Here is a 23,307-nt window from a genome sequence, read left to right as displayed (position 1 = left end):
TTTTTAAACGGCTGTCGCCTCATGAGGTGTCATACGTTCACGCAGAACGCACCAACCGAAAGAGGCAAAATACAACACGCCTTCAAACGCGGTTATTAAAAAGGTAATCGGCAAGTTCGAATAATAACCCACCACTAACCCCGTCCAAACCCCAATTATCGCGATTAAAGCAGCAATCACAATCATGCTCCCAATAGAACGGGACAAATGACGTGCAGCCGCTGCAGGGATGGTCATAAGTGTAAATACCATTAAGGCACCTACCATCTGGGAAGCTTCTGCCGTTGCTACCGCAAGTAATAGTAAAAAAGCGATCGAGATAAAGCGGCTAGGTAAACCGGCTGCTTGGGCACCCACTGGATCAAACGAATCAAAGTTCAACATCCTATAACCTAGAAAGAGTAAAACAAGAACCAACATGGATAAAAGTGAGATCTGCCATACGGCATTCGCATTTATTCCGAGTATATTTCCAAAGAGAAGCGAAGCCATGGAATTCGCATGTTTGGTTGAAAGAGACAAAAACAATAACCCCAGCCCAAGAGAAAGACTCAAAATAACGTTAATGGATACTTCTCGTCTAAAGACCTTTACACCCATTTGGCCCATTGCAAGGGCACTTACTACTGTAAAAAGGAGAAAGCCGTTTAACGGGTTAAACCCCATATAGACTGCGAAGGAAGATCCAGAAAATCCTATATGTGAAAACACATGAGCAACAAATGAATGATTTCTTGCAATCACATAGACGCCTATAACCCCGCACATAATAGACACAATCGTTCCAGCTATAAAAGCATGCCGCATAAAATCAAAATGAAGCATCGAAAAAGACCACCTATTCCGCCACTGAATGCACACATATGGATGTCGCGGCTTCTTTTGTATTTGCGAAGGAGACTAATAGATTCGAACCAGAATGAACAACTTCGACCGGCGTGCCATAAAGATTGGTCAGGACAGAGGCCTGCATAATATCATTAACAGAGCCAATGGCATAAGACTCCTTGGTCATATATAAAATTTGATCGGCATACCTCGAAATTAAATTGATATCATGGCTTACAAAAAGCACCGTAATTCCTCGCACACGCCGTATTCGATCCACCACTGATACAATCGTTTCTTGAGCACCGGGATCTAAATTAGAAGTAGGCTCGTCTAGTAGCAACAGCTGTGGCGTTTTGACCAATGCCTGCGCTAGAAATAGACGTTGCTTTTGCCCGCCCGATAATTTTCCAATTGGTTTTCCTGCATAATCCAGCGAATCGGTCATCGCCATTGCCTCATCCACTTTCATCTTATCTTCACGAGTTAACCACGGTCTAAATCGATGAGGAAGCCCCAAGCTTACAAAATTCCGAGAAGACAATGGCATTTCAGGATCAATTTGCCTGGATTGCGGGACATAGCCAAGCTCTGAAGCTTTGACCATATCAACCGAACCTTCCTGTGGTTTGAGTACATTAAGCAAAACATTCATGAGAGTTGTCTTCCCTGCACCATTAGGACCAATAATCCCTAAAAAATCACCGGATTCAACTGAGAAAGTCAGATTTCTTAAAATCCATTTCCCATCAAGAGATACATTTACATTTTTTAAGGTTACCGCTTCAACCAAATCAACACATCCTTCACGTTTAGTTTAAATCGTAATGGTTACTGTTATTAATAGTAATCATTACGATTTATTATGTCAACCTATTTCCGATATCATTTTCCTTTCGTTTGTGACTATTGATGCCGGCATGAATCATTTAATAGTAAAACTAGAATCTTTATCTTATTACTGTCGGAATGACAGACATGATAACAGGTTCTAGCGGAATGGACTTAATTTGTTTACCCAAAAGCTAAATTGACTATAAAAAAAGATGGCTCCGAAGCAAGCTTGGAAACCATCTTTTCATTGATTTGAAGTACATTATTTAAGCTTAATTAATTCAGTGAGACCCCTAAAATTTTGGCTACGGTATGGAGATTATCTCGGTTCACTTTAATGAGACTGGAGATTTTGGAAGTATTTTCATCAGATATCGCATCCTGAAGCTCATCATATTTACCATGGATATTCTCTGCATAGGTTTCTCCTTTTTTATCCTTCAACGGCGGGAGGATCTCAGCGTGGAATTCATCATGAAGCTTTCCTGCAAGTGTCTTAGCTGACTTATAATCCTTTTTGTTCACATCGTTTTCAATAGTAGTAAAGCCATTTAGTTCGTCTTGAAAGGCTTGCTTTAAAGAGTTTTTATCTTGATTCCCCATTTTCATAGAAGAATCCATTTTCATTCCCTTCATCGATGAATCCTTGTTCGTGTTGGATGAACTCCCGCAACCTACAAGACCAAAAATAAGCAAAGCACCAAAGACGACTGTTATTAGTTTTTTATACACGTTTCTTTCTCCTTTTTTTTCTTAGTAGTAAATCTAGCCACATCCAGATTCCTGTAAGGCTTAGCACGATCATACAAACCGCGCCCAAGTCAGTGAACCAGACAATTGATAGATTCCCAATATTCCCTGAGTGAAGACCAAAGATAAATTCTTGCATCTTCCTCTGAGTATTTGAAGAATAGCCTATAAGCGAACGATGGTTTAATAGAATGCCTGTGACAGCCATGAACAAGATAAATAAGGCCCCAATTAATCCAGCGGTTCGATGAATCACTCTTAATAATTTCTGCATCAGCAACACGCACCATTCTAAACGTTAAACGCGCTTTATAAAATCTGAATGTCCAGTCACTAAAATGACAATAATCGCAAGGATGACGAGTCCGCTTATAACAACCAGTCTGTAACGAATAGAAGTCGTGCAGATCCTCACCCTTTTAGACGATTTCTTTCCCGTTCGAGATGGCTGCAGGAGCCTTTTACAAAACAGGGGAACAATGTAAGGAGCCCTAGTCCAACTATAACAAGACTTAATCGTAAAGATTTCAACTGACTCCTCTGTTTTGGTGTGATAGTCGCTTTAGCAGGTAACGTCATTTTTGATCTTCTCCTTTCTGATTCCCAAATTAGATTCTGTCAATGCCCAACTTAACTTGCACCTTAATACCTATTTAACTAAAGGAAAACACCTTAATCTAAAGAAATCATAATAATAAATTTTGAAAACCACAATACCCTTTTTGTGATATGTTGTGACATAATGATGAATTATGTTATTTTATAACAAGCTAAACAAACGTATTTAAATCAGATATGAATATCGACATAAATAATTTATAAGATGAATAGCCTATCCAATATAAAAAAAAACATCCTCAGCCTTTTAGTGTTATCTTTTGTTATAATAAAACATATATCTTGAACATAGCGATCTTCTTAAATCACCAAAAGGAGTTAAGTTGAATCATCTTATTACTGAAAGGCTGATGAAAATGTTAACTGGTGTGTTAAGCCTAATCCTTATCTGTGTTTTATCAGGTTTCGCGATCGGTTTTATTTATCTTCATTCAGAAAAATTTAATGATAGCTCTCATGTTCATGTTGTGGTCATGTCACTAAGCACGCTAATTAGTTTAACAGTCGCTAGCCTCCTCGCCGTTTTCATTCACTCCCCATTCATCGTATCCATTCTTTTGGGTATAGCCGTGGGATTTATAATTGGAAAGCCTTTAAAAGTGTTCGCTATTGTTGATGGGATGGTTTCAGGCTTAATGGGTGGAATGATGGGGTTAATGGCACCGATGATGGCACATCTAAGTCCTGCTTGGTTTTCCATCTTTATGGATGCGATCTTTATTTTACTGATGGCAGTTATTCTTAAATTGTTATTTTTTATTAAGCTCCAACCAAGAGAAAAAGAGCTTCTACAAGATAAGTCGGAAAGCAAGACCCTATCAAGCTAAAATAAAAAGAATAAAACAAAAACCTATGAATACCGCATCAGTCTAGAACTCCTGCGAAACCCATAGGTTTTTGTAGTTGAATGGTTTAAATTATCCATCCCGCTTAAAAGTATTTGAAGGTCTGCTCCATTAAAGGTATGATAAGAGTTGTTAGAATTAAACAATTATTAACGTAAGGAGTCCCTATTATGTTGCCTTATGAACGACGAGAGAGAATCAAAGCTTTAATTCGTACCAATCAAACAATGAAAATAGCTGAACTTAGCAAAGAACTTGGTGTTTCTGAGATGACGATTCATCGTGATCTCAAGCCGCTCGTTGAGGAAGGCATTGTGGTTAAAACCTTTGGAGGTGTTAGTTGGGTTCGCAGTGAATCGAAGGAGGTTTCTCTGATAAATGAATGTGTCTATTGCAGGAAAGTAATCAATGAGCGACTTGCTTATCGCCTAATTTTGACCAATCGAGAGATGGAGGTTGCCTGTTGTGTACATTGCGGACTCCTTCGCGGGCAACAATTAGGCAATCAAGTTTTCCAGGCTATTTGTTATGATTTTTTAAGACATACCACCATCAGTGCACACGAAGCGTGGTTTGTAACCGGCACTACTTTGAACTTAGGATGCTGCAAGCCTCAGATACTTCCATTTGAACATCGGCATCACGCTGAACAATTTATAAAAGGATTTGAAGGGGAAATACTGAGTCTTAATGAAGCGCTCGAACAATTAACCTTGAAAACGGTAAACGGTACCCTTCACTGTCATCAAAAACAAGATTAATCGGATCTTTGTTTCCAAACATCCACCTTATTAGAACTACAAAGGGTTGTCTAATTAAACAAGATTAGAAAATTAAATACTGAGAGGATGAAACGAGATGAAAAAAATCATCGTACTTTTATTTGCGTCCATGTTCATGACGCTGATTTCTGGCTGTGGATTAAACTCCCCCTCTACAAAAGCAAGCGGTTCAGCCTCTCAAAACAAGCCAGATAACGTCACGGATGTCTCAAACGCCAACTGGAAAGTAAAAGATTTTAATTTTACCGATGAACATGGACAACCATATGGACTTTCTGATTTGAAAGGAAAAGTATGGTTAGCGGACTTTTACTTTACGAATTGTGTAAGTATCTGTCCTCCAATGACAGCAAACATGGTTAAATTACAAGAGAAATTAAAAAAAGCGGGTGCAGCCGTACAAATTGTCTCGTTCAGCGTTGACCCCAAGGATGATACGCCGGATAAACTTATACCATTCAGTAAAAAATATGGAGCTGATCTATCTAACTGGCATTTTTTGACCGGCTATAGTTTTGATACGATCAAAGACCTATCCGTGAATTCATTTAAATCCGCTATTGCTCAGCCAGAAAAGGGCTCCAATCAGTATACTCATGGTACCTCCTATTATCTAGTCAATCAAAATGGACAAATTGTTAAGTTCTATCATGGTTTTTCAGATGTACCTTTTAATCAAATTGTAAAAGATGTTCTGGCTTTGGACAAAAAAGGACCTAGTATGGCAATGGGGGGAGACATGTCCATGCCCATGGACTCCAGTTCTCCTCTTAAAGTGACTATTCAGGGTAAAAAATTTAAGGCCAGGCAAAAAAGTCTGCTTACAGTTAAAGTGACCGAAAAGAATAAACCTGTCGCAGATGCAGAAGAAGTGATGTTCGAGATCTGGAAAAAGGGCGACCAAAAGAATTCTAAGATGTATAAAGCAAAAAATAAAGGAAATGGCCTCTATTCCCTTTCCTTCACCTTTAAGACTAATGGCATTTATGAAGTTACCGCACATGTGACCGCTAGGGGCAGCCATACCATGCCGACAAAGGAAATGACTGTCCGCCATTAACAGTCATTTCGTATCAGAAGCGTCATTATTTCTTATCGGCTTCTGAAAGCGTTGTCCTTTTACAGACGATAACACTTTTAAAAGGATGTTTTGATATGCATGTCACTTTATCACTTGCCTTAATAGGAGGCCTCTTATCGTTTTTTTCTCCATGCGTCCTGCCGCTAGTTCCTGCTTACATTGCTGTTCTGACAGGTGGAACGGTTCAATCAGGAAAAATTAACACCACAAAACGTCTAGTTCTCATCAGATCAATTGCCTTTACCGTCGGATTCAGCCTGATTTTCACCATTCTTGGGACGTCAGCCAGTCTCATTGGGCATTGGTTCATTCACTATCAGGTGATACTTAATAAAATTGGTGGTTTGCTCATTGTGATCTTCGGCTTCCAATTGATTGGTTATCTCAAGCTTACCTTTCTATTTAAAGAGAAGCGGTTTTGGCTAAAAACAAAACATATGAATGTCTTAAACGCCTTCATCATGGGTATGTTCTTTGCAATTGGATGGTCTCCTTGTATCGGGCTGACGTTGGCTTCAATTCTATTACTCGCGAGTTCTTCAAGCACCATTCAAGATGGCTCCATCATGCTTCTGCTCTATTCCATCGGACTTGCCCTTCCATTTATTCTAATAGGAGTAGGCATGACCTGTTCCTTCGTTATGATAAAAAGAATAAACCAATGGCTGCCGCTTCTCACCATTATTAGCGGCTGGTTACTTATTATCTTTGGATTATTAATGTATACCAACCAATTAGATCGGTTAAATGCCTGGTTAACTGGCTAATTTTCACATTGAACTTTTCGGAGGCGTTTATGAAAACCAAATTAACGATCACCTTTTTAATCTTGTTGGTGATTTGGGGTGTCTATGATGTCGCTCAACATTATAAAACTCAGATTGGAATTAAAGTTGGGAACCGCTCCCCAACTATTACTCTTAAAAACGTAAATGGGCAGAGGAGCAAGCTGACCGATTTTAAAGGAGATATCGTAATTGTTAATTTCTGGGCAACTTGGTGTACCCCCTGCCAAAATGAACTCCCTGTCCTTAACAAGTTCTATAATGAACACAAAAAGCAAAAGACCGTCATTTTAGGAATCAACGCGACCTCAACAGAGAAGGACCAACAGCATGTCATAACTTTTTCCAAGAACAATCGGATCAACTATCCAATTCTTTTGGACACAAAGGGAAGGTACTCCGATCTATTTCAAGTTAAAGGTTATCCAACCACTTATTTTATAGACAGTAGAGGCATCATAAAAAAGATATATGTCGGACAAATTACCGCAAAAAAGCTGAAAAGCATCCTATCAACCATCCAATAGAGGCACTTGACTGATAAACAAAAATAAGATAAAAATGGCATACTCAAATCATCTTGTCATTTAACATTACTTATCTTAGGTTCCATTCATTTAATCCTATAAAAGCCAATCGCCAATCTAATCGCAATATAGATAAAGGACGCCAACTTGTCTAAAGGAAAAGCGCCCGATTGTGAATGACTTCACTAATTATTTCTTTTTCAGCCGGGAAAATAGGTCATTTATCAAGCACACCATGATGGCTTTTCATTTTTTCAATAAGATATTGTATACCATACATTAGATAAGCTTTGTAATGTATGTATATAAAGAATTGCAGATAGTTTAATCGATTAAGGCGAACAATCTTCATTTTTTTTAGAATAGGTAATCCTAAAAATGCAAATCCTCCATTAGCAAGCGCATTGACAAGGACATATTTTTTAAAATTGCCGTAAGAATAGTTCAATATCCATAATGACATCGGCATGTAAGGACCAATATCAAAAGGAAGTTCATCTCGCATAAAAAACTTGCGCCTTTCATAAAACTGCCACCATTTCTTTTTATGACCGTACACATGATTTAAAATTTCAAACACGACAATGAAAGCACTCGCAGCAGAATAACGTTTTAGGCTTCTTTTACCTAAAAAAAGGATTGTTGACCAAGATAACCCTATTATCAATCCATTAAAAATCTTGTGCCTTTTGGTAGCCATTAAATGAACACCTCAACTTAAATTGTCGATTCTTTTTTAAAGTATCCAAGATTAATGAATAAATTCACTTTTAGGCGTAAATAAAAAACTGCAAACATGAGCGTTGTCTGCAGTTTTTTATTTATTCAATTTTTAAGGCTCGCCAACCACCTTTTTTTATACAAGCACCTTGTTTTCAACCAGTAGGTTTTTCTCTACCACGCCATCCTTGAGGACCACAACAAGGTTGTCGTTGTCTTCTAGTGTGTGAATGTCATCAAGAGGATTGTATTTTGAAATCACGATGTCAGCAAGCTTCCCTTCTTCAACCGTTCCAAGACGATCGCCCCAGCCCATGCATTCAGCTGCAACTTTAGTAGTGGCCATAATCGATTCCATTGGTGACATCCCGATTTCACACATGAGACCAAGTTCACGCAAGTTGGTACCATGCGCCATCACCCCAGCATCCGTTCCCATAGCAATCTTAACACCCGCTTCATAAGCACGCTTAACACTGTCCTTATGGATGTCAATCACTTCTAATGCTTTACGCACAGAATGCTCCGGCATATCTGAACTTGTTTTGCCTTGTTCCAAGACAGAAACAGGCGCCAACAAAGTCGGAACGAGGTAAGTGCCTTTTTCAAGCATAAGTTCAATCGCTTCATCATCCAGGAAAATGCCATGCTCAATCGAATGAATACCTGCACGGATCGCATTTTTAACCCCTTCAGAGCCCTGAGCATGAGCCATAACTTTCACGCCTTTACGGAAACGCGCTTCCTGCACAATAATTTCAAGTTCTTCTTGTGAGAATTGCGTAAACTCAGGATGGTCAGTTGGACTCATCACCCCGCCTGTTGCGTGAACCTTAACAATATCAGCACCTGCGCGAAGCATTTCTCTCACTTTTTTGCGCACTTCTTCAGGGCCGTCACAAAGGCCGCTTGGCATCCCAGGATAAGTAGGGTGAGTCGTATCAAGACCTGATAGATTCCAGGAATCCCCATGCCCCCCGGTAATGGTTAAAGGGTTAATACTAACTTGTAAACGAGGACCCTTAATCAACCCGCTGTTAATCGCCTCTTTTACACCAACGTCTGTAAACCCAGCATCTCGGGCTGATGTAATCCCGGCATTAAGAGTGCGCTTTAAGTAGTGCATCCCTTGATAGAAGCGCATGGAAAAAGGTGTCACAAGCGTTTCACGGATATCTTTAATTTCCATCATCGAATGGATATGTGTATCAATAAGACCTGGAAGAATCGTCCCACCTTGGGCATCAATCACTTCAACGTCTTCTAGCGGCTGCTTGACTTCATTTAATGGACCAACCGCTTCAATTTTATTGTCTTTAATTAAAATCGCTGCGTTTTCAACGACCGCACCTGTTCCATCAATTAATGTTCCGTTCTTAATAAGTTTATATCCCATCTTAATTCCCTCCTATTTTTAGTAGATTCTTTCCTGTCAAACACGTTTCAGCTGGTCAAATCTTAGTGGATCAGTCGCTTATTCGTCACCTAACAGTTCATAGACCTTCTGAGGCAGATTCGCCCAAATTCTGAGCCCATGCTCCAAAGAAGCTTCATCAATGCCAAAACGAGGATGATGATGCGGGAAATCAAAGCCCTGTTCCGGATTTCCAGCCCCGACTCCAATGAAGCAGCCAGGCGCTTTGTCGAGATAGGCCGCGAAATCCTCACCACCCATGACCGGACCGCCATAGGCCACAAAATCATCACCCAATTGTTCTCTTACAACCGCCTCCACCACTTTTACGAGGGACTCCTCGTTTACAACACTGCTGTATCCATATTGATAGTCAAGCTCATAGGATGCGCCATGTGCTTCTGTTACCCCTTTAATAATTCGGTGCATCAAAGAAACCGCCTGCTCACGAACCTCTGGCGTCAAAGAACGAACGGAGCCGCCTATCTCAACAGATTCAGGAATAATATTTTTGGCGGTTCCCGCTTTTAATGTCGTTGTAGATAAAACCAACCGCTCAGCAGAATCGATGTTTCTCGAAACAATCTGTTGGAGGTTCGTAATGACTTGAGCCGCAATCACAATGGGATCAATGGAGTTCTCAGGCTGTGAGGAGTGCCCACCTTTCCCAGTAATTTTCAAATCAAAAGCATCCGAATTGGAAGTCATTGGACCGACAACTAAACCAATTTTTCCAACGGGAAGAGTTGAAAAAAGATGAATTCCGAATATATAATCCACCTCATCAACGACGCCCTCTTTAACAAGCTCTCTTGCCCCGCCTGGCTGAAGCTCTTCAGCATGCTGGAAGATGAACACTAATTCCCCTTTGATTTCATCCTTGATTTGGCTAAAGATCTTTGCCGCTCCGAGAAGCATCGCGGTATGTCCATCATGCCCGCATGCGTGCATAACACCAGGAATTTTAGAGGCAAATTCTAAATGGGTTTCTTCTTGAATCGGAAGAGCGTCCATATCCGCTCTAAGACCAATAACTTTACCTGGCTGGCTGCCAACAAGGCGTGCTACGACGCTTGTTTTGGTTGGCCGACTTAACTGAAACCCGCCAAAAGATTCAAGCTGCTCGTAAACAAATTGGGCTGTGTTCACTTCCTCAAAAGACAGTTCTGGATTCTGATGAAAATGCCGGCGCCACTCCACCACTTCATCCTTAACCCGAGCGATGAGTTCTTCATGAACAGATGTCTTTAACATAGGCTCCTCCTTGTATATCTAGATCTTTTTTAGTTAATCCATGATGGAGAAAAAAGGTCTCACTATTTCACGGCTTGTTTAACTTCTTTCTTTGCGTACTCGACTGCTACTTTTCCTAAACATTTAGCCGCAACTAACATGCCGCGTTCATCAAGATCGAATTTTGGATGGTGGTGCGGATAGGCCTCTTCCCACTCTGGATTTCTCGCTCCCGTGTAGAAGTAGGAACCTTTTACATGTTGTAAGTAATAGGAGAAATCTTCTCCAGCCATTTGCAGAGGACTCTCCGTAACGCTTTCCACACCTGGTACATCTTCAAGGACACTCGCAACAAACTCGGTCTCCTCCTGATGATTAACTAAGGATGGATAGCCGCGTAAGTAGGAAAACTCGTAGTCTACACCGGCTGCAAGACAAGTACCTTTTACAACACGCTCCATCTCCTTCTCGACTAAATCACGCACATCCTCTTTGAAAGTCCGGACTGTTCCATCGAGCTGTGCGGTATCAGCAATGACATTAAAGGCATTTTTAGCCACAAAATTACCAACCGATAAAACGGCCGATTCAATGGGACTCACGCGTCTGCTGACCACTTGTTGAAGGTTCATCACAAGCTGTGCCCCCACAACAATTGAATCCTTTGATAAATGAGGCTGGGCACCATGTCCTCCCTTCCCTTTTATCGTGATATGGAAACGATCGGCTGCCGCCATGGTTGGCCCCACCCGAAAAGACACTTCCCCGTAAGGTTTAACGGCTTGTAAATGCGTTCCAAAAATGACATCAACGCCCTCTAAGCAGCCGTCCTCAATCATGGCAATCGCACCGCCTGGTTGAAATTCTTCGGCATGCTGATGGATAAAGACAATCGTTCCTTCAAGCTCATCCTGCATACTGTTCAAAGCTTTGGCTAGAACAAGCAGTTCAGCGGTATGCCCATCATGACCACAGGCATGCATCACACCGTCTACCTTCGATTTAAAAGGAACATCGGTTAATTCTTGAATCGGAAGAGCATCAAAATCTGCTCGTAACGCAATGGTTGGCCCAGGCTTTCCACCTACTAACTTAGCTACAACACCACGCCCGCCTACTTCGGTACGAACGTCATGCCCTAGTAACTGATGATAATTAGCTACATATTTAGGGGTTTCAACTTCCTCAAAAGACAGCTCAGGGTTCATATGTAAGTGACGACGAATGTCCACCATTTCATCATACAATTGATCAAGTGTTTGATAGAGTTTTTCTAATTCCATTCCAATAACCCCTTTCAAATGTTAATTAAATGGTTCTAAGTAAAGCCCAAACGACCTGAACCAGTGATGGCCCAAATCGTTGGACGTTGTAACCTTAACGTTAAAGTGTGTTCATAAGAATACTTGCAATAACAATAGAGGCAATGGTTACCGTGGTGAATCCCCCGACAATCATCGGTGAGAGAAGTTCTTTAAATAAATACTCCTGCTCCTCCTTCGTTTCCCCAACACTTCGGCTCACTTCTTCACTTACCAAGAAATCACCAGGAAATCCGAACATGGCAGTTAAAGCAACGGGAATGGACTTCGTAATATCCCAGCCAAGAAGCTTTCCACCGATTATACCGCCAAGGATAATTCCGATAGAACCAACGACTAGAATGACAAGAACAGCAGGTAAATTATGAATAAAGAGACTAAAAGTAACGCTATTCATTGAAGGAATGACGACAAATATAACCCCAAGCATGGCCACTCCAAATGAATTAGCACGTTCAAGCATTTTATCTCTATAAAATCCAACTAAAGTTCCAATTAAACCGATGATAAGTGCCCAAATACTGTAATTGATCCCCGTAACATCTCCTAAGATGACAGCAATCGCTCCACCAATAAACAATTGAAAAAGGAGAATGGTTTGAGTGGCATACTTGTCAGGAATCCAACTTTTTCTTGCAGGCTCTTCAATAACTGGATCTATTGTCGCTGCAATTTTATCGATTGGTCCCATGTTTGCTTTTAACTTAGTCGCATATTTGCGGAGAAAAAAGGCAGATAATGGCAAACCAATCAAACTTTGAAGAGATAAAACTAGGGCAGGTATAGCTACAATAGCCGTAAGTCCCAAGGCTTTTAGCTTGGTTGATGTAACGACATAAGCTATAATGCCGCCGGTAAGCGGACCAACGCCAGCCGCCGCTGTATCATAACCAAATATAGGTGAAACGACTAATAATATAATGACTCCTGAAATAACGACTCCCAGTAAAGCAATGATAACAGAGCGCCACTGTTGACGAATGATTTTCATAGGAATAAGTGTCCCCATATGAACAATTAACGGAGCGACTAATACACCGCCAACAGTAGACATGGTTGAATTATCAACAAGATCTTGCGGAATAACCTTGATCCAAAGTAAAACGAGATAACCCACTAAAACAATTAATAACATAGGCACTCTCGCTCTCGTCTTAATGGAAATAAATTCCCCAAAAGCAATAAGTGCTAGAAGCAGCATAGTTGCGACAACCGGTTCTTTTAACAATAGGATCCCTTCCCCTCACTTCAAACGTTTAAATAACTCTTTATATTCCGATAAATCAAGGCGTAAATTTAGCTCGTTATCGTCCCCCCATTCATTTAACTTTGTCTCCCAATAAACCTTGCTAAAACACCATCATCCTTTTTATTTTTTTAGATGATTATAATTGTTCTGTAATTTTAACACATTCCTAGGAGCTTGTACTAGGTATTTTTTCATAGAATTATTTGACAGTATAAAAAAAGGAACTCAAATGAGCTCAATGGGATCATAATGGGTTTTGGCTTCATTATCGTCGACTTGAAAAAGGGCGATTTAACTAGCCAATAGACTCCTCCCAAGCACCCATGCGAATTCACTCTCGTCAACTCCAATGGTTGTTGGATGGACTTCCCCTTGAACAGAGACAGGCTCATCCTCCAGTTACTCAGAGAACTATTATCTAAGAGAAGATAAGGCAAAAATTTTCATGTGAGGAATAGAGGGATTTGACCCATTATGTCGAATCTTTTTCTCTATGAAACCAACTAAAACTTCGGCTACTATTCTTACAACTGAACAACTTCAAGCAAGATGTGCTTTTCTTGAAAATCAAGTGGCTGAATTATCAGGGAAACTCCAATGGCTAGAAAGCCAAGTCCGTTTGGGTCAGCATAAACGCTTTGGTTCAAGTGAAAAGACCCATCCGGATCAGCTTGAGCTTCCGCTTTTTAACGAAGCGGAAGTCGAAGCCACGTCTCAAAAGGGAGAACCTGCGACAGAAATAATCACCTTTCGTCGCAAAAAACAACGTGGCCAACGTGAAGTACTTCTCGACAATCTGCCTACGGAAACGGTGGAATACCGACTTTCTCCGGATGACCAGGTTCCTATGCCGAAACCGGTTTATCCAGGCAGCTTAGCGTCCCCATCTAGTTTGGCTTATATCATGAACCAAAAATATGTGGAAGGGTGTCCGCTATATCGCTTGGAAAAACAATTCGAGAGATTCGGATTTTCCTTGTCACGTCAAACCATGTCTAACTGGATCCTTTTTGGGGCTAACCAATGGTTAAAACCACTCTACCAACAGATGAAGGCAATCTTAATCCAGAAAGATGTTCTCCATGCCGATGAATCGACTCTTCAGGTTCTTCATGAACCTGGGCGAAAAGCCACCTCAAAATCTTATATGTGGGTCTATCGATCTGGGCGAACGTCCGAACCAATAATACTCTTTGACTATCAAGAGACACGCCAAAAAGAACATCCGGCCCGTTTTCTGAAAGGTTTCAAAGGGTATCTTCACGTCGATGGCTATCAAGGATGTCACCTTGGTGGGATGTTGGGCGCATTATCCGAGAACTTAGATAAGGCGCATGCACGCCGTAAATTTACAGAAGCCCTAAAGGCATTACCAGAAACTGCGAGTACTTCCATTGTTAAAGCAACGGAAGGCTTAGCCTTTTGTAATCACCTTTTTAAGATTGAGCGTGACCTAAAGGATGTCAGTCCAGAGGAACGCTATGAAGAACGCTTAAAGCGCAGCCAGCCAGTGCTGGAGGCTTTTTCAGCATGGCTTCGTGAACAAACCCCAAAAGTTCTACCCAAAAGTGCGCTGGGTCAAGCCGTTAAATATTGCCGAAATCAATGGGATCGTTTAGTAGAGTTTTTAAGCGATGGACGTTTAGAGATCGATAATAACCGAGGAGAACGTTCAATTAAACCTTTCGTAATTGGACGGAAAAATTGGCTCTTTAGTAATACAGCAAAGGGAGCTAAATCAAGCGCCATCATATATAGTATTGTGGAGACAGCCAAGGAGAATGGATTGAGTCCATTCCACTACCTCAGCTATTTATTCAAGGAGCTTCCCAATATCGATACGACGGATAAAGACAAATTAGCAGATCTCTTACCGTGGTCATCCTCTATCCCTATAGAATGCCGTGTTCCTATTAAATCTAAATAAAGATTATACTAAATCCCCATCTAATTAGAGGTGGGGATTATTTGACGCTTACAGAGGTTTGCCGCTCGCTTCCTTCAGATTCCGCGTCACCACGGACACCCTTGCGTTAAGCTACTGTTACTTCTGCCTTCACAGCTCGGGACTTTCACCCTAGAGACTACGCACATGCTGGGCGCACACACAAAAAAGACTAGGCTCTCTTCCAAGAGTCTAGTCTTTTGATTCACGAGCAACATGATTTTAGGGAATGATTACACTCGATGAATCAGTTATGAAATCTAACAATCTGCAAACAAATTTAGGATTTGTCCGCCTTGTTATATTAATTAAAGTCTGTGATTTTACAAAGAAAAACGGTGTTATATTTTAACAGGTTCTGTTTTGAAGTACAAAACTAGGAAAAGCAAGTGAAATAGCATACCAAATAACATTGATTCGCGGTGTGTTTTTGGTGCTGAATGATATTATAGACCCCACAACTGGGTGGCTCACCTAATAGGGCAGGGATGATTAAAAGCCAAAGAGGTAAATAGAAATCCCTGTTCAACAAAAGCAGCCTGTAGTTAAACAAGAAATCTAGTTAGCCCAGTATTTACCGTTAAAATTATCAATGTCCTTTATTAATTCGCTCCTTTTGTTAGACAAACCGTGATTGCCACCTTTAATTAATTTTAAGGTTACGTTCTTATGAGCTGACTTCATATCATTATAAAACGTTTGGACGGTTTCCCAAGGGGTAAACTTGTCATTTGTTCCTTGGACCAACAGCACTGGTGCAACAATTTTTTTAAAATTTATAGATTGATCCTTGTATTTTTGAGAAGAAGGATCATAAGAACCATAGTAAAATGTCATTTCCTCATATATTGAATCATTATGCTTTTTATCCCAAGCACCCCAAATGTCCCACCCGACAAATGGGCTCTCCGCAATCACATCTACAATATCATTACGTTCTGAAGCAACTTTTAACGCTACTCCTCCACCCATAGAAATTCCTATTAAATAAATATGTCCTTTTTTAATATGAGGGAGTTTTTTGTTTGAGTTAAAGTAGGAGGTTAAAGCTTTTATCGCATTTTCTGTATCAATCGTGTCTCCATTTAGTCCTTGAACGGTACCATCACTTTTCTCATAACCACGATACATTGGTGCTAATGTAACCACACTTGGTTCACTGTTTTCTATTTCACTAGAAGAAGCTGTTGAATGTGTTTCCCCTTCATAGGTTATTGAAGTAAGATGTTTTTTGTTTGTCGGTAATGTTTCGCCCCCGTGTAATTCAACATTTAACGGATAATTACCTAAAACTTTAGGTGCTGCGACGTAAGCAACTGTTTTAACCCCATCACTCCAATAGGTCATTCGGTATGTTTGAAGGTCATATTCTTGCTGAACCTTAATTTTAGTTAGTGAAATGAGACGACCATTTTGTTTAATTTTTTTATTTAGAGTTTGCTTAAGTTTTGAGGACTGGGGATTAGTGGATGTATTTGACTGTATAATTGGTTGACTTGAACAACCAAGGAGTAAAAAGAACATAGATAAAATAATAAATATAAAATGCCATTTAAGAACTCTCAAAATGGACTCCTCCTTGTGTCACATATTTATTTCCAAGCACTAAATAAATATGCATTTTAGTGAGTATACAGGCTTTCTTTATAGCTATTAATAACTTGTTTTTGTATAAGGGGCTCTAATTCCGCCAGCTTTCTATTGACATTTTGGAGTTCAAATTTATTTGCATGTCTTATTATTGAATCGGTATCCATCTTCGTGACACACATTCTTCTTTCTTTATTAACACTTTTATCAATATCTTTTTTAGAATGGTTCACTTTGTCTCTAAATACCTCAAAAACATTTTCATTAAGTTTATTCAATATGACTTGTTGAATAGTTAACTGAAAAGAATCTTGAAGTGTTTTCTTCCATAATATTGAGTCTGTTAACTTTTCCCCAAAATACTTCATTGTTGTAAAAACAGATAAATATTTAGCGTCTTGAGAACACTTAAGATTAGGAGTATTATAGTATTTCGCAATTGATAAAACTATTTGGGATAACCCAAGCATTATTAAATTAATAGGAATAAGTGCTAATCCAAATCTAGTCTTCTTGATCCATATACGTGTCGGTTTTAACGCCTTGTGCCATTCGTGTAAAGTTTCCTGTGTAAGGGCTAAAATCCAACCACGAAACGTGTACTTTTCTGAACTGTAGGCCATTTCATGAATAATTATTGCCGATTGTTCATCATTTGTAAGAATAGACCAAAGAGGAAATCCTATGTAAAGAACTTTCCTTCTTCTTATTCCATAAAACTCTATTGTAACTATAAAATTACTGTTAACCACAATAGCATCTACTGGTTTGTAATTAATATCAAGTAATATATTATTGATGCAAGTGTAGAGGGCCGAATAATCATCTTTATTTAAAACATCCTTAGGATATCGCTTTCTCTTTGGAAATACCGCAAAACCTAATATTAAAATAAAGAGGCATAACATAAGAGTAAGAAAATTAAAAGGGGTTGAAAAAAAGATATACAGAGCTATAACCCAAAAAAAAGGTGCTAGACTTAGCAAGACCCCACTTATACCAAATTCAATAAGTAACTTCCACCTAAGTTTCAGTTTTCTTTTGCTTAATTTCTGTCTCGGTTCAATCAATTTCCTCACCCATTTCATTCTAGAAGATGATTTGGTTATTGCGTAAAATTTCACAATATACACACGAACAAACAATTTCTCTAAATTCTTCCAAAAAAACTGACCATACAGGGCGCCTAGTTAACAGAAAAAGCATTTTCCAAATTTTACGTATTCACAAGGGCTTACCAATCTGCCAAGTAGTAAAAAATCTTGGCGTGGTGGGACATTTAAACTCAAACATTGAGAAATGATTCACTTCATTATTAATAGAGATGCTTGATCAAATTCCAACCATTAAGGTTTTGATTAAACATTAAATTGCAGAAGTCTTTATTTTTAAACTCATTTTCAGATTCCCTATTTCAGGTCCCTCCCTCTTCTTAGCCTGTTAATTCACAATATATTTTTAGAGCAAGATATATAACATTGCAATTTAAGAACTAAAACCAGAAATACTCATATAGCATAAATCAATAAAACCCCTGTTAACCCACCCAATTAACCTAAAAGATTTTAAACTTAGCGTCAAACCATGCTATGCATAAAGAAATAGAAAATCCAAACAAATTAATGAATTGGTTAATATATTCGGATTTTCAGTCTGTTATTTGGATATTACATCCTATATTCAATTATTATATATGGTGTTATACACTCTCTTTTTTCTTAGTTATCTCATGCAATCCATTTAAATTTATTCTATACAATTCATCACTTACATTATATAGAAATTTAAAGTCATGAGAAACAATTATTAAAAGTGTATCCCTACCTATTTTTCTAATCATATCTTCAAGGTCTCTTATTGATTCACTATCTAAATTGTTTGTTGGTTCATCAAGTAAATAAATAGATGCTTTTTTATAAAATAATCTATAGAGAGATAACTTTTGCCATTGTCCGCCGGAAAGATTTGTACTATTGGAATACCATTCACCTAGCATTGTTTTTTTATCCATTTTAAGAGAAAAAGAATTCTCATCTAATTCTCTTATAAAACTTTCTAATTCATTTATATTTATTTCATTATTAATATCTGATATTTTAATATTGTCTTCTAAATTAAATTCATAGCGAGCCGGTCTTTGGTGTAGCATTTGACATATTTCTACTCTTTGATGCCCAGATATTTCATTTGATAAAAAATTATTAAAATACAATTGACCATTAGATTGTTCTTTTATACCCAAGATTATCTCCAAAAAGCTTGTTTTTCCAACACCATTGTCCCCCATTATTCCTATAACACTTCCTGATGAGAATTTAAAATTCAAATTCTTGAAAACTATTTTTTCACCTATAGAATAGGTTAAATTTTTCCCTATTATGTTCACCTTTCCACCTATACGCTTATTATCTGGTTGTACTTCTTCTATCTTATCGTTTAAAAATTCTTTTAAATTGTCAACATATAAAATATCATTATGAATTCCACTAAATGATATGATTAATTTTTGGACCCCTCCTGAAACTTGTCCCAGTGATTGTAGTAAAGAGTTCATAGTTCCCAACAAAATTTTACCCACTATTGCCAATTTTATTACTTGAAATTCAATAAAACCTATTATCCCAACACTTAATAGAGACAATAATATATTAAGTTTACGTTGCAAAGCAGCCATAGATCTTGTTGGAATAAAAATATTCCTAAACAATTTAAAGTGCATGTTTATTAAATAATTAATGGATTGGTACTCAATAATTTCTTTTATATACTCTTTCGTAGTAACAATAAATAATATATAGAATCTTTTTCGTTTTAACTGATTCAATTGAAGATTAAGAAGAAATTTTTTCTTATTAAAGTAAATTTGAATTAACCCTCCAGGAATACTAAACAAAACAATTAAAATTGCATAAATCCAATTCCATCTAAGAAGAAAAATAAACATAGAGATAAATAATGTTAATGAGGATAAAATAGAAATCAATGCCGAAAAAATTCTTCCCACTTTAAAAGTAGAATTCGTTCTTAAAAAATATAACTTATCCTGTATACTAGTTGAAAAAACTTCTTTAAAGGTAATAGATTGAATTTGATCCATTATTAGTTCTGTAAGAGAATTTTCTAATTCCAAGTTTAATATACTAGTTAAATAGTTAGTAATGTTCGTGAATAGTTGTGATAGCATTTGAATTAAAACTAACGCTAAAAAAAGCAGTATTATTTCTTTGAAACTTACTAGATCCCTCTGTAATAAATTTATAAAATGTTTCATTATAATTATATTTATTAAGGGGAATAACGACATTATCAGATTAAGAAAAATTATCAGACTTGTTTTTTTTAATAATTTCATCGAATATAAAATTCCAAATAAAAATTTTATTAATCTAAGAGTTTCAATATCTTTAAATGATTTCAGAACTCCTTCCCCCTCTAAATTTGGTGGCTCCCACTACTACTTCCATCCCATTACCGGAAAAGGCAACAATTCTCCAGGTATCTCCACATTTTATTACCACTAAATCGAAAAAAATCTGCATAATTATCTGATAAATCGTTTAAATAAAGTTTTCAACTACAAATGAATGAAGATTTTGTCCGTTTTGTGGAATTTATCGTAGGTGCGAAAAAACTTAAACCTAAGAGAGCACACCTTTCAAACTTGAAGAAATGGTAAACTCGATTCTAATCACTGAGGAAGCACCAATTATTTATTTCAATATGATTCGCTAAGACACTTTCTCAGACCCATTTTTGAAGTAAATAAACTATCTACAGCAGAAAATTTAGTGCAAATTGCATTTGCTTGTAGCTGTGATCACAATTTAACTCATTGGACAATCTGGAATCAGGGATAAACTCTTGGTTTCCAAATTCAAGGTTTCCTTATTAATCAAAACATCTATACATATATTCCTTTTTAAAGGTAGACAATTAAATAATTCTTTTGAATATACTCTTGCATATTTTAAATTTGAAACCAAATGTTGTTCCTTATATATTAAATGTATCTTCTTAACAAAATTAGGAATACCTGAAATCAAGTTAATAATTGAACGTTCATATACATCTTCGGGATTTTCGTATATTTCACTATAGTCAACACAGTCTAAATATTTAGTATATTCTACATACTCTTTGTTTGCCCAAATATTTTCTTCAAAATTATTACCAAACTCCATCCAATAATACCTTGTTCCACCAATTAAAAAGGCTTCTTCAAAAGCATGTTCTATTGCAGTACTAATATTTACATCTGTACCTAATCCACAAATATATTGGTCATTTTCCTTGTAACTCAGTACAATAACTGTTTTTAAAGGCGTGAAAAAATCATTAATAAAAACAGATACTTCGAACCCTGAATTTTTAAAACATCTATAATAAGTATTATTGTAATAAAGATTTTTTTTAATTTTCTTTCCTTGTTTACCATACCAAAAAAGAAATAATGAATTTTTCTCTAATAGCTCCTTTAAAGCATTATATATTGCAATATTGGAGTTTGTGTGAACAGCGCTACCAGTTGTATCCACTAAGCCCTTTAGAAATCTTGTATACTTTCTTTCCAAATAATCCTTTCTTGAATTTACCAAATCCCAAGTTTCTACCATATCTTCATAAATCTTATCAGATTCTAATTGAAGCATTGTACAACGTCTTTCTGTTGCTTCTCCTATTGCTCTAATCATTGTATTCATTTTATCAAAACCTAGAGTCAAACCAGCATCTGGTCCAACTCGCCCATCTATAAGGTAATTCCCCTGACTTACTAATGCAAATCGTGGAGAATTCCTAAATATATCAATAGGAAATTTGTATGTGTTATGATTTAAAAATTTATGGAACATAACTATTCAACCTTTCTTAAACCAAACCATTGTAATAGAGCTATTGGAGCTAATCTTACGTTTAATCCACACAAAAAAGTCATTGGATTACCACTAAAATCCAAAGAACAATAATCAATTAAAGGAATTTTTAAATTTGAATTTTTAATACACTCTTTAAAAAAATTCGATGAAGAACCAACTTCTATTAGTCCCCTGATATAGCCTCTCCTTCCATCTACTGCTAGGGATCTTTTAATATCTATAGCATAGGCGATTGCTAGATTGCTTGGAATATTACCTTTATTATTAATATTAAACCTATTTTCATCTATAAGTTTAGAATCCCAATTTTGAAGCTTAACCAATTCCAAACTATCTCCATCAATAAAATAACTTCCTGCTTTAATTCCATTGACTGCGGAATTGCTAAAGACAAGTAACAAAGGGATCACAGCACCTATATTTCCTTTTAAAGATCTCACTAATAATTCTTCAATTATTTCAAAATCCATCATAAAGCTATTATCAAATTCATGGCTTATAATATCAGCGTCTTTAGAAAAGTTATTTAAATTTAATTTAATCTTTTCTTTTGATATGGAGTAACTAATAGGATTATTTTTAAAAAACTGAAGCCAACGGTCTTTTTGTTTTTCTCCTTTTAAATTTTTCACATTATGTAAAGGTAGATTTGTAGTAGAATAATGAAAATTAATTACTTCCTCCACGTTTTCTCTTGTAGAAACATAATCCATTGTATGGTTAAGAATTATATGATCTACAATTTTTTTAAATGCACTTTTACTCATAGCAGTCACACATTTCCCAGTGATGTGTTCTATCTACATAACATTCTTTGGTTACAATATCCATCACTAATCCCTGTAAAAAATCATCACCTTCAACTTCCATCTCACAAAATACTGAAAGTAACAATTCAATCCTGTTACAAATTTGTGACGCTATATTTAATGCGTCATGATATCTTAAAGGTGTCTCAACTTTAAAACGTTTTTCTTCTAAAAATAGACTATCAATTAATTGCTGATAAGTTATACGCTGCCTTGACCCAATCCTCAATTCAGATTCTATAAATCCAATATGGCATAAATGACAAGGGGTTTTGAGCCGATCTGAGTATATAGAGTCAACAAAAAGTTTATTATTGTATACATATGACATTATTGAATAAGTATTTTGATTGGACTTTAATTTGTTTCTCAACTTTGTTGCCAATGATTTATCGTATGGATTCAAAAAAACAACAAACAATTCGGTCTCATTCAAATCTATTTTGTTTATGAAATGAGATAAAGCTCTATCGCAGTGAAAATTTTCTACTTCTTCAAATGATCTTGATATTAAACTTCCGACTAATGCATTGTTAGAGTAAAAATTTATATTTTTAATTTCAAAATTCAAGGTATTACTAAATCGAATAATCTTTGTTTCGAGTAATACATCTATAATTTCTTTTGTTTGATCTCTAAAAAACGATTTTATTTTTTGATAATTAAAAGAAGAAGTATTTTTTCCTTCTGATTTTAAGAGAAAATCCTTTATTCTTTCATCAGAGAATCTGAAAATACCGAATTTATTTTGTACGACAATATCCCCATCATGTAGTTCATGAAAAATAAAAGGGTTAATTTTATATGTACTTTCCAATTTTCAACACCTCAACTCTTTATAATTCATCCGAAAGGTACTCTTTTACCTATATTGGGGATTTCTTCAGTACTAAGCCTGTTTATGTGTTTTATTGTGTAATTTTTAGGATCAATAATTTCTGTCCTGATATGTGGAAATGCCCCCTTACCAATGATTTTCAGAACAGACCCAGGTGAGTGTTCTAAAATTGAGGGAATATAACATATTAATAATTCAGTACCTATTTCCTTTGAAATACATGCTATTTTTTGTATTATATCCTTTTTATGACAATCGTTATT

At 37.0% G+C, this 23,307-nt stretch carries 21 protein-coding genes; 6 read left to right on the top strand and 15 right to left on the bottom strand.

Going from position 1 to position 23,307, the window contains the following annotated elements:
- Positions 1 to 3: 3 nt before the first annotated feature.
- From PU629_RS04700 to PU629_RS04685, 4 genes are all read right to left on the bottom strand, one after another.
- Positions 4 to 825 (bottom strand): metal ABC transporter permease, encoded by an 822-nt coding sequence (locus tag PU629_RS04700; RefSeq protein WP_275283121.1) that lies wholly within the window; start codon positions 823 to 825, stop codon positions 4 to 6.
- A 13-nt stretch (positions 826 to 838) separates the two neighbouring features.
- Positions 839 to 1,621: a metal ABC transporter ATP-binding protein gene (locus tag PU629_RS04695; RefSeq protein ID WP_275283119.1), complete on the bottom strand. Its 783-nt coding sequence runs from the start codon at positions 1,619 to 1,621 to the stop codon at positions 839 to 841.
- A 317-nt stretch (positions 1,622 to 1,938) separates the two neighbouring features.
- Positions 1,939 to 2,394 carry a hypothetical protein gene (locus tag PU629_RS04690; protein ID WP_275283118.1) on the bottom strand — a complete coding sequence of 152 codons (456 nt, stop codon included), beginning with the start codon at positions 2,392 to 2,394 and terminating at the stop codon, positions 1,939 to 1,941.
- The gene (locus tag PU629_RS04685) at positions 2,387 to 2,686 is read right to left on the bottom strand and encodes a hypothetical protein (protein ID WP_275283117.1); all 300 of its coding nucleotides are present in this window, start codon (positions 2,684 to 2,686) and stop codon (positions 2,387 to 2,389) included. Before PU629_RS04685 ends, PU629_RS04690 begins: the two co-directional genes overlap by 8 nt.
- A 667-nt stretch (positions 2,687 to 3,353) precedes the next feature.
- Between PU629_RS04685 and PU629_RS04680 the strand changes: the two genes are divergently transcribed.
- The 5 genes from PU629_RS04680 (at position 3,354) to PU629_RS04660 (ending at position 7,050) form a co-directional block, all read left to right on the top strand.
- Positions 3,354 to 3,857, top strand: a complete 504-nt coding sequence (locus PU629_RS04680) for a hypothetical protein (RefSeq protein WP_275283116.1) — start codon at positions 3,354 to 3,356, stop codon at positions 3,855 to 3,857.
- 188 nt (positions 3,858 to 4,045) lie between these two features.
- Complete coding sequence (locus PU629_RS04675) at positions 4,046 to 4,636, top strand: DeoR family transcriptional regulator (RefSeq protein WP_275283115.1); 591 nt, start codon at positions 4,046 to 4,048, stop codon at positions 4,634 to 4,636.
- Positions 4,637 to 4,733: 97 nt separating this feature from the next.
- Positions 4,734 to 5,717, top strand: coding sequence for an SCO family protein (locus tag PU629_RS04670; RefSeq protein ID WP_275283114.1), 984 nt, complete (start codon positions 4,734 to 4,736; stop codon positions 5,715 to 5,717).
- A gap of 95 nt (positions 5,718 to 5,812) precedes the next feature.
- On the top strand, positions 5,813 to 6,505 hold the full coding sequence (locus tag PU629_RS04665; protein ID WP_275283113.1) for a cytochrome c biogenesis CcdA family protein: 693 nt from the start codon (positions 5,813 to 5,815) through the stop codon (positions 6,503 to 6,505).
- A 29-nt stretch (positions 6,506 to 6,534) separates the two neighbouring features.
- Positions 6,535 to 7,050 carry a TlpA disulfide reductase family protein gene (locus PU629_RS04660; protein WP_275283112.1) on the top strand — a complete coding sequence of 172 codons (516 nt, stop codon included), beginning with the start codon at positions 6,535 to 6,537 and terminating at the stop codon, positions 7,048 to 7,050.
- A gap of 217 nt (positions 7,051 to 7,267) precedes the next feature.
- Here PU629_RS04660 and PU629_RS04655 read toward each other — a convergent pair whose 3' ends face one another.
- The 5 genes from PU629_RS04655 to PU629_RS04635 form a co-directional block, all read right to left on the bottom strand.
- Complete coding sequence (locus PU629_RS04655) at positions 7,268 to 7,750, bottom strand: hypothetical protein (RefSeq protein WP_275283111.1); 483 nt, start codon at positions 7,748 to 7,750, stop codon at positions 7,268 to 7,270.
- 156 nt (positions 7,751 to 7,906) lie between these two features.
- A complete protein-coding gene (locus PU629_RS04650) occupies positions 7,907 to 9,166 on the bottom strand; it encodes a metal-dependent hydrolase family protein (protein WP_275283110.1) in 1,260 nt (419 codons plus the stop codon).
- A gap of 78 nt (positions 9,167 to 9,244) precedes the next feature.
- Positions 9,245 to 10,438 carry a M20 metallopeptidase family protein gene (locus tag PU629_RS04645; RefSeq protein WP_275283109.1) on the bottom strand — a complete coding sequence of 398 codons (1,194 nt, stop codon included), beginning with the start codon at positions 10,436 to 10,438 and terminating at the stop codon, positions 9,245 to 9,247.
- 62 nt (positions 10,439 to 10,500) lie between these two features.
- On the bottom strand, positions 10,501 to 11,700 hold the full coding sequence (locus PU629_RS04640; RefSeq protein WP_275283108.1) for a M20 family metallopeptidase: 1,200 nt from the start codon (positions 11,698 to 11,700) through the stop codon (positions 10,501 to 10,503).
- 100 nt (positions 11,701 to 11,800) lie between these two features.
- On the bottom strand, positions 11,801 to 12,967 hold the full coding sequence (locus tag PU629_RS04635; protein ID WP_275283106.1) for a hypothetical protein: 1,167 nt from the start codon (positions 12,965 to 12,967) through the stop codon (positions 11,801 to 11,803).
- Positions 12,968 to 13,481: 514 nt separating this feature from the next.
- Between PU629_RS04635 and tnpC the strand changes: the two genes are divergently transcribed.
- Positions 13,482 to 14,915, top strand: coding sequence for an IS66 family transposase (gene tnpC / locus PU629_RS04630; RefSeq protein ID WP_275283105.1), 1,434 nt, complete (start codon positions 13,482 to 13,484; stop codon positions 14,913 to 14,915).
- Between the two features lie 576 nt (positions 14,916 to 15,491).
- Here the strand turns inward: tnpC and PU629_RS04625 are convergent.
- From PU629_RS04625 to PU629_RS04600, 6 genes are all read right to left on the bottom strand, one after another.
- On the bottom strand, positions 15,492 to 16,499 hold the full coding sequence (locus tag PU629_RS04625) for an alpha/beta hydrolase family protein (protein WP_275283104.1): 1,008 nt from the start codon (positions 16,497 to 16,499) through the stop codon (positions 15,492 to 15,494).
- A 56-nt stretch (positions 16,500 to 16,555) separates the two neighbouring features.
- Positions 16,556 to 17,593: a M48 family metalloprotease gene (locus PU629_RS04620; RefSeq protein ID WP_275283103.1), complete on the bottom strand. Its 1,038-nt coding sequence runs from the start codon at positions 17,591 to 17,593 to the stop codon at positions 16,556 to 16,558.
- 629 nt (positions 17,594 to 18,222) lie between these two features.
- Entirely contained in the window at positions 18,223 to 19,653 is a 1,431-nt protein-coding gene (locus PU629_RS04615; RefSeq protein ID WP_275283102.1) for an ATP-binding cassette domain-containing protein, read from the bottom strand.
- A 694-nt stretch (positions 19,654 to 20,347) separates the two neighbouring features.
- The gene (locus PU629_RS04610) at positions 20,348 to 21,373 is read right to left on the bottom strand and encodes a YcaO-like family protein (RefSeq protein ID WP_275283101.1); all 1,026 of its coding nucleotides are present in this window, start codon (positions 21,371 to 21,373) and stop codon (positions 20,348 to 20,350) included.
- Between the two features lie 2 nt (positions 21,374 to 21,375).
- Complete coding sequence (locus tag PU629_RS04605; protein WP_275283100.1) at positions 21,376 to 22,164, bottom strand: hypothetical protein; 789 nt, start codon at positions 22,162 to 22,164, stop codon at positions 21,376 to 21,378.
- Positions 22,157 to 23,023 carry an McbB family protein gene (locus PU629_RS04600; protein ID WP_275283099.1) on the bottom strand — a complete coding sequence of 289 codons (867 nt, stop codon included), beginning with the start codon at positions 23,021 to 23,023 and terminating at the stop codon, positions 22,157 to 22,159. The genes PU629_RS04605 and PU629_RS04600 overlap by 8 nt, the downstream gene beginning before the upstream one ends.
- Positions 23,024 to 23,307: the final 284 nt, after the last annotated feature.

The organism is Pullulanibacillus sp. KACC 23026, from assembly GCF_029094525.1.
In the GTDB taxonomy this organism is placed as follows: domain Bacteria; phylum Bacillota; class Bacilli; order Bacillales; family Sporolactobacillaceae; genus KACC-23026.
The sequence above is the reverse complement of the archived record's forward strand: the minus strand, read 5'-3'. Positions and strand labels throughout refer to the sequence as shown.